Below are 7550 nucleotides of genomic sequence, written 5' to 3' on the forward strand. Positions count from 1 at the left end.
CGGGGCGCGCCCCCGCCACACGCTGCCCCGTCGCAGGTCGACGTACCGTGGGGGTATGTGCATGCTCGTGGTCGCCCGCCGGGTCCACCCCCGCTATCCGCTCATCGTGGTGGCCAACCGGGACGAGGTCCTCGCCCGGCCCACCGAGCCGCTCCACGAGTGGACCCTGGAGCACGACGGTGTCGCGGACATCGTCGCCGGCCGGGACATCACCGCCGGTGGAACCTGGTTGGCGCTGGCGCCGGGCGGGCGGTTCGCCGCGGTCACCAATGTCCGCGAGCCCGGGCCGGCGATCCCCGCGCCGGCGTCGCGTGGCGAGCTGCCGGTCGATGCGCTCACCGGGCCGGTGCCGGTCACGGAGTTCGCCCACCACGTCGTCGACGGCCTCGACGCCTACGGGGGCGTCAACCTCATCGCCGGTGACCTCGACGACATGTGGTGGGCCTCCAACCGGTCGACCCGCGGCCCGTTACCCCTGGACGACGGCGTCCACGGACTGTCCAACGCGGCCCTCAACACGCCGTGGCCCAAGGTCGTCGGCGCGGTCCGTGACGTGCGGACGCTGCTGGGCACCGACCTCATGGAGGGCCCGGACTGGTCGCGGGCGCTGCTCGACCTGCTGGCCGACCGCCGCCCGGCCGCACCGTGGACGATGCCCCGCACCGGCGTGCCCCTGTCCCACGAGTGGCGGTTGTCGTCGAGGTTCGTCCGCATCGGCGGGATCTACGGCACCCGGTCGACGACCGCGGTTCGCGTGGACCAGCACGGCGTCGCCGACGTCGTCGAACGGACGTGGGACACCCGCGGACGCGTCACGGGGACGGTCACGCGGCGCGTGTGAGCCGGTGACCGCCCCCGTGAGCGGTGGTGCGTGCGCTGTCGACGTCCCCGGGACGCGGCGCGGGTAGTGCTCGGTCCTACTCGACGGTCCAGGTGCTGGCGCCGTCGAGGAGGGCCTGCAGGTCGCTGGTGGCGGTCTCCTTGGCGGTGGCGACCTGGCCGCGGGCGAGGTCGTCGTAGGTGTCGCGGGCGACCTGGCGGATGATGCCGGTGACCGTGTATTCCAGGTCCTGGCTGGACAGGTTGGCCAGGGCGTGGGCGTAGGTCGGGTCGTCGGTGTGGGCGTCGTGGACGACGATGTCGGCCTCGTCGACGTCCGCGGTGGCGGCCACGGCCAGGGAGAAGCCGCGGCGGACCACGCAGTGCTGGCCCTCGTCGCCGAAGATGATCTTCTCGCCGTGACGCACCGGGATGAGGTGGTCGGCGGCGTCTTCCTTGCGGAGCAGGTCGAAGGAGCCGTCGTTGAAGATCGGGCAGTCCTGCATGATCTCCACGAAGCTGGTGCCGCGGTGGCGGGCGGCGGCCTCGAGGACCTCGGTCAGGCCCTTGCGGTCCGAGTCCAGGGCGCGGGCGACGAAAGTGCCCTGGGCGCCCAGTGCCAGTGACAGGGTGTTGAACGGGTGGTCCAACGAGCCCATGGGGCTGGACTTGGTGACCTTGCCGGTCTCGGAGGTGGGGGAGTACTGGCCCTTGGTCAGGCCGTAGATCCGGTTGTTGAACATGAGGATGTTCATGTTCACGTTGCGGCGCAGGGTGTGGATGAGGTGGTTGCCGCCGATGGACATGGCGTCGCCGTCGCCGGTGACGACCCACACCGACTGGTCGGGGCGGGTGGTGGCCAGGCCGGTGGCGATGGCCGGAGCGCGGCCGTGGATCGAGTGCATGCCGTACGTCTCGAGGTAGTACGGGAAGCGGCTCGAGCAGCCGATGCCGGAGATGAAGGTGATGTTCTCGCGCTTGAGGCCGAGCTTGGGCAGCAGCGCGCGGATGGTGGCCAGGATGACGTAGTCGCCACAGCCCGGGCACCAGCGCACCTCCTGGTCGGAGGTGTAGTCCTTGGGCTTCTGGGGGGCGTCGGTCTTGGGCACCGAGGACAGGGCGTCGAGTGGCAGCGTGGTGCCGACGAGTCCGGGTTCGGTTGTTGTCATGGGGGTCCTCTCCTCGCTCGTCTGTGTCAGCGGGTTCGGTTGGCGGTGGTGGTGCCGGTGGCGGTGTGGCCGATCTGCCGGGCGCGGGCCGCGGGCTCACCGGTCGTGGTGACGACCCCGTCGAGCGCGACCCGGTACTTGTCGTGCTCCGCGTGGGTGAGGCGGCCGGCGAACTCGGCTTCGATGGCGTTCTGCAGCTCCTCGGCGGAGAACGCCATGCCGTGCACCTTGGTGATGGGCTGGATGTTGGCGGGGAAGCGGGCCTTGAGCAGCATCGACAGCTGACCGAGGTTCATCTCCGGCACCAGCACGCGGCGGTAGCGCCCGAGCACCTCGCCGATGTTGTGGGGCAGCGGGTTGAGGTGACGCACGTGCGCGCGGGCCACGCGGTGGCCGTTGGCGCGGGCACGGCGCACGGCCTCGCCGATGGGGCCGTAGGACGAGCCCCAGCCCACGACGAGGACGTCGGCCTCGCCCGACGGGTCGTCGACCTCGAGGTCCGGCACGTCGATGCGCGCGATGCGCAGGGCGCGCGTGCGGGTCATGAGGTCGTGGTTGTCCGGCGTGTAGGAGATGTTGCCGGTGCCGTTGGCCTTCTCGAGGCCACCGATGCGGTGCTCCAGTCCCGCGGTTCCGGGCACGGCCCAGTCGCGGGCGAGGGTCTCCGGGTCGCGCGCGTAGGGCAGGTAGTCGGGGACCGTCTCGCCCTCCTCGCCCGCCTCAGGAGCCGTGGCCAGGTTCCGCTCGATCTTCGGCAGCGCCTCGACCTCGGGCAGCAGCCACGGCTCGGAGCCGTTGGCGATCGCGCCGTCCGAGAGCAGGATGACCGGCGTGCGGTAGGTGACCGCGATGCGGGCGGCCTCGCGGGCGGCGTCGAAGCAGTCCGCGGGGGACTGGGGGGCCACCACGGCCACGGGCGACTCACCGTTGCGGCCGAACAGCGCCTGCAGCAGGTCGGACTGCTCGGTCTTGGTGGGCAGGCCGGTCGAGGGGCCGCCGCGCTGGACGTCGATGATGACCAGCGGCAGCTCGGTCATGACGGCCAGGCCGATCGCCTCGGACTTCAGGGCCAGGCCCGGCCCGGAGGTCGAGGTCACGCCCAGCGCGCCACCGTAGGAGGCGCCCAGCGCGGAGGCGATACCGGCGATCTCGTCCTCGGCCTGGAAGGTGGTGACGTCGAACTGCTTGAGCTTGCTGAGCTCGTGCAGGATGTCCGAGGCGGGGGTGATGGGGTAGGTGCCCAGGAAGACCGGCATGTCGGCCGACGTGCCGGCGGTGACCAGGCCGTAGGCCAGGGCGGTGTTGCCGGTGACCTGGCGGTAGCGGCCCGCGGGCAGCTTGGCGGGGGCGATCTCGTACTCCGACGCGAACGCCTCGGTGGTCTCGCCGTAGTTCCAGCCCGCCCGCAGCGCGAGGGTGTTGGCCTCGAGGATGGTCGGCTTCTTGCCGAACTTGTCGGCCAGGAACTTCTCGATCGATTCGACCGTGCGTCCGTACATCCACATCAGCAGACCCAGCGCGAACATGTTCTTGCAGCGCTCGGCGTCCTTCTTGCCGATGTCGACCGACTCCACGGCACCGATGGTCAGCGTGCTCATCGCGACCTCGTGCACCTGGAACGCCTCGAACGCCGGCGAGCCCAGCGGGTTGGACTCGTAGCCCACCTTCGTCAGGTTCCGCTTGGTGAACTCGTCGGAGTTGACGATGAGGATCCCGCCCGAGGGCAGGTCGCCGATGTTGGCCTTCAGTGCGGCCGGGTTCATCGCCACCAGGACGTCGGGACGGTCACCGGCGGTGAGGATGTCGTAGTCCGCGATCTGGATCTGGAAGCTCGAGACGCCGTGGATGGTGCCCTGGGGAGCCCGGATCTCGGCCGGGTAGTTGGGCTGGGTCGCGAGGTCGTTGCCGAAGGCGGCCGCCTCGGACGTGAACTGGTCACCGGCGAGCTGCATGCCGTCACCCGAGTCACCCGCGATGCGGATGACCACCTTGTCCAGCTTGGTCTTGGACGCATTGCCCACCGCTGCTGACCTCCAGAAAGTCGTGATGATCGGGACTCGTCGTGGCTCCCGTACGGCCATCGACGGTACGCCTTTTACGGCGCAGCCCGCGGCCACGGCCGGAATGCCGGAACTGTAACAGGTTGCAATCCGCGGTCGTGGGTGCTCCTCCCAATCATAGACCGATCTGTCTATCTCTGCCACTCCGGGCGGCGTGCGCTGGGGGAACGACGACGAGGGGGCGCTCGCGTCGGGGGTGCATATAGAGGAATAGGCCGGACCGTCCCGGAGGGTCGTGGCGTCCCGGCGGCCGTGGTCACGGGGCCCGCCCAGGGGTGGATCGCGTTTCTTCCCGTGACGGACCGGCCTGGTATGAACTGTATGGAAAGGCCCCGGCACGCGTACCGTAGCCGGGACCGGAGTCGACGGCGGGCGTCGTCGACGGATCAGCGCAGGTTGGGAGCACTCCAGTGGCGAGCAAGAAGACAGCATCAGGCGGCAAGCGGAGCCTGGTGATCGTCGAGTCCGCCACCAAGGCGCGCAAGATCCAGCCCTATCTGGGGTCCGACTACGTGGTCGAGGCCTCCGTCGGCCACATCCGCGACCTGCCCAAGGGTGCCGCGGACATCCCGACCAAGTACAAGAAGGAACCGTGGGCGCGGCTGGGTGTGAACCCGGAGGACGACTTCGAGCCCATCTACGTGGTCAGCGCCGACAAGAAGAAGAAGGTCTCCGAGCTCAAGAAGGAGCTCGCGGGGGTGGATCAGCTCCTGCTGGCGACGGACCCCGACCGCGAGGGTGAGGCGATCGCCTGGCACCTCCTCGAGGTGCTCAAGCCCAAGGTCCCCGTCAAGCGCATGGTGTTCCACGAGATCACCAAGCCCGCCATCCTCGCCGCCGCCGAGAACACCCGCGAGCTGGACACCGACCTCGTCGACGCCCAGGAGACCCGCCGCATCCTCGACCGTCTCTACGGCTACGAGGTCTCGCCCGTGCTGTGGAAGAAGGTCATGCCGCGGCTGTCCGCCGGGCGTGTGCAGTCGGTGGCCACCCGCGTCATCGTCGAGCGCGAGCGCGAGCGCATGGCGTTCGTCGCCGCCGACTACTGGGACATCACCGCCACTCTCGCCACGCAGCGCTCGGCCGGGGGTGACGCCGGTGAGCCACGCAGCTTCACGGCCAGACTCTCCGCCGTCGACGGCGCCCGGGTGGCCCAGGGACGCGACTTCGGCCAGGACGGAAGGCTGAAGACCACCGGCGCAGCCAAGGACTCCGTCGTGCTCGACGAGCGCGCGGCCCGGGCGTTGGCCGGCGCTCTCGACGGCGCCGACTTCGTCGTCGACACCGTCGAGTCCAAGCCCTACACACGGCGCCCCTACGCGCCGTTCATGACCTCGACCCTCCAACAGGAGGCCGGCCGCAAGCTCCGGTACACGTCCGAGCGCACCATGCGCATCGCGCAGCGGCTGTACGAGAACGGCTACATCACCTACATGCGAACCGACTCCACGACCCTGTCCGAGGGCGGCATCGCCGCCGCCCGGGCGCAGGCGACGGAGCTCTACGGCAGCGAGTACGTCTCGCCCACGCCGCGGCAGTACACGCGCAAGGTCAAGAACTCGCAGGAGGCGCACGAGGCCATCCGCCCCGCCGGCGAGTCGTTCGCCACCCCCGGCCAGCTCCACGGTGTGCTCGACGCCGAGGAGTACCGCCTCTACGAGCTCATCTGGCAGCGCACCGTCGCCTCCCAGATGGCCGACGCCCGCGGCACGTCGGTGAGCATCCGCATCAGCGGGCAGGCCGGCGACAACGCCTCCGGCTACAGCCGCGCCACGTTCTCCGCGTCCGGCCGCACGATCACGTTCCCGGGCTTCCTCAAGGCCTACGTCGAGGCCGCCGACGAGCCCGCGGAGTCCTCCGACAAGCCCATGGCCGACGACGCCGAGCGTCGCCTGCCGCAGCTGACGGAGGGGCAGTCCCTCACCGGCTCGGACCTCGTGCCCGAGGGGCACACCACCAGTCCGCCGGCCCGCTACACCGAGGCCAGCCTCGTCAAGGCGATGGAGGAGATGGGCATCGGCCGCCCGTCCACCTACGCCAGCATCATCCGCACCATCCAGGACCGTGGCTACGTCTACTCGCGCGGCAACGCGCTCGTGCCCAGCTGGGTGGCGTTCGCGGTGGTCGGGCTGCTCGAGCAGAACTTCGGGCGGCTCGTCGACTACGACTTCACCTCCCTCATGGAGGACGAGCTCGACGCGATCGCCGAGGGCCGCGTGAACCGCGGAGACTGGCTGCGCCGGTTCTACTTCGGCGCCGGCGGCCCGGGGGGCGACGGCGAGGGCGACGCGGACTCGAACTACGCGGTGGGGCTGAAGAACCTCGTCGACGTCAACCTCGAGGCCATCGACGCCCGCAGCATCAACTCGATCCGCGTGTTCGACGACGCCGAGGGGCGCCCCGTCCACGTGCGCGTCGGTCGCTACGGCCCGTACCTCGAGCGGATGGTGAAGGGCGAGTCCGGCGAGGAGGAGTCGCAGCGCGCCAACCTGCCCGAGGGCATGAGCCCCGACGAGCTCACCCTCGAGGTGGCCGAGAAGCTCTTCGCCACCCCGCAGGACGGGCGCCCGCTGGGCGTGGACCCCGAGACCGGGCACGAGATCGTCGTCAAGGACGGGCGCTACGGGCCCTACGTCACCGAGAAACTGCCCGAGCCCAGCGACGCCGAGAAGGCCGCGTGGGCCAAGAAGGTGCTCGCCGACGCCGAGGCGGAGAAGAAGCGGATCGACGCCGAGCGCGACGCCGCGATCGCCGCGGCGAAGGACGACGAGGCCAAGGCCGAGGCCAAGAAGGCCGCCACCAAGGCCAAGGCCGCGGTCACGCGCAAGGCCAAGAAGGACTCCGAGAACCCCACGGGGCCCAAGCCGCGGACCGGGTCGCTCATGCAGTCCATGGACCCGGCGACGGTCACGCTGGAGGACGCGCTCAAGCTCCTGTCCCTGCCGCGCGTCGTCGGCGTCGACCCCGCCAGCGGGGAGGAGATCACCGCGCAGCTCGGCCGGTACGGGCCGTACCTGAAGAAGGGCACCGACTCGCGCACCCTCGAGTCCGAGGACGCGGTGTTCACGGTGACGCTCGAGCAGGCGCTGAAGATCTACTCCGAGCCCAAGCGCCGGGGCCGCCAGGCCGCCGCGCCCAAGGCGCTGCGCGAGATGGGGATCGACGAGGTCTCCGGCAAGCAGATGCTGGTCAAGGACGGCCGGTTCGGCCCGTACGTGACCGACGGCGAGTCCAACGCCTCCCTGCGCAAGGGCGACACCGTCGAGAGTCTCACCGACGCGCGGGCCTCCGAGCTGCTCTCGGAGCGCCGGGCCAAGTCGCCGCCGGCCAAGAAGGCCCCCGCCAAGAAGTCGGGCGCCCGCAAGGCCCCGGCGAAGAAGGCGGCCACCTCCCGCCGCTGACCGTCGCGGTCGGCGGGTCAGAGCGTCGCTCTGGCCGTACGGGGCCAGTCAGAGCGTCGCGTCGTCGGCGACCGCGTCGGCCGCCGGGGCGGCGGCGGGGC

General features: G+C 70.6%; 4 protein-coding genes. 2 read left to right on the top strand and 2 right to left on the bottom strand.

All coding sequences use genetic code 11. The features are described 5' to 3' along the window. The coding region (locus G6030_RS11675) for an NRDE family protein (RefSeq protein ID WP_347238647.1) at nt 1-841 on the top strand (841 nt) is incomplete at its 5' end. 76 nt (nt 842-917) lie between these two features. Here G6030_RS11675 and G6030_RS11680 read toward each other — a convergent pair. Together G6030_RS11680 and G6030_RS11685 are read right to left on the bottom strand one after the other, a co-directional pair. After that, entirely contained in the window at nt 918-1988 is a 1071-nt protein-coding gene (locus G6030_RS11680; RefSeq protein WP_182643236.1) for a 2-oxoacid:ferredoxin oxidoreductase subunit beta, read from the bottom strand. A gap of 26 nt (nt 1989-2014) precedes the next feature. Beyond that, the gene (locus G6030_RS11685; protein ID WP_182643237.1) at nt 2015-4009 is read right to left on the bottom strand and encodes a 2-oxoacid:acceptor oxidoreductase subunit alpha; all 1995 of its coding nucleotides are present in this window, start codon (nt 4007-4009) and stop codon (nt 2015-2017) included. A 491-nt stretch (nt 4010-4500) separates the two neighbouring features. Between G6030_RS11685 and topA the strand changes: the two genes are divergently transcribed. Then, entirely contained in the window at nt 4501-7449 is a 2949-nt protein-coding gene (gene topA, locus G6030_RS11690) for a type I DNA topoisomerase (protein WP_347238648.1), read from the top strand. The last annotated feature ends 101 nt before the right edge of the window (nt 7450-7550 follow it).

Source organism: Dietzia sp. E1, assembly GCF_014145015.1.
Taxonomy (GTDB): domain Bacteria; phylum Actinomycetota; class Actinomycetes; order Mycobacteriales; family Mycobacteriaceae; genus Dietzia; species Dietzia cinnamea_A.

Coding starts and splice junctions, on each gene's coding strand:
- G6030_RS11680 (WP_182643236.1), bottom strand. CDS start 1,988: ATGACAACAACCGAACCCGGACTCGTCGGCACCACGCTGCCACTCGAC.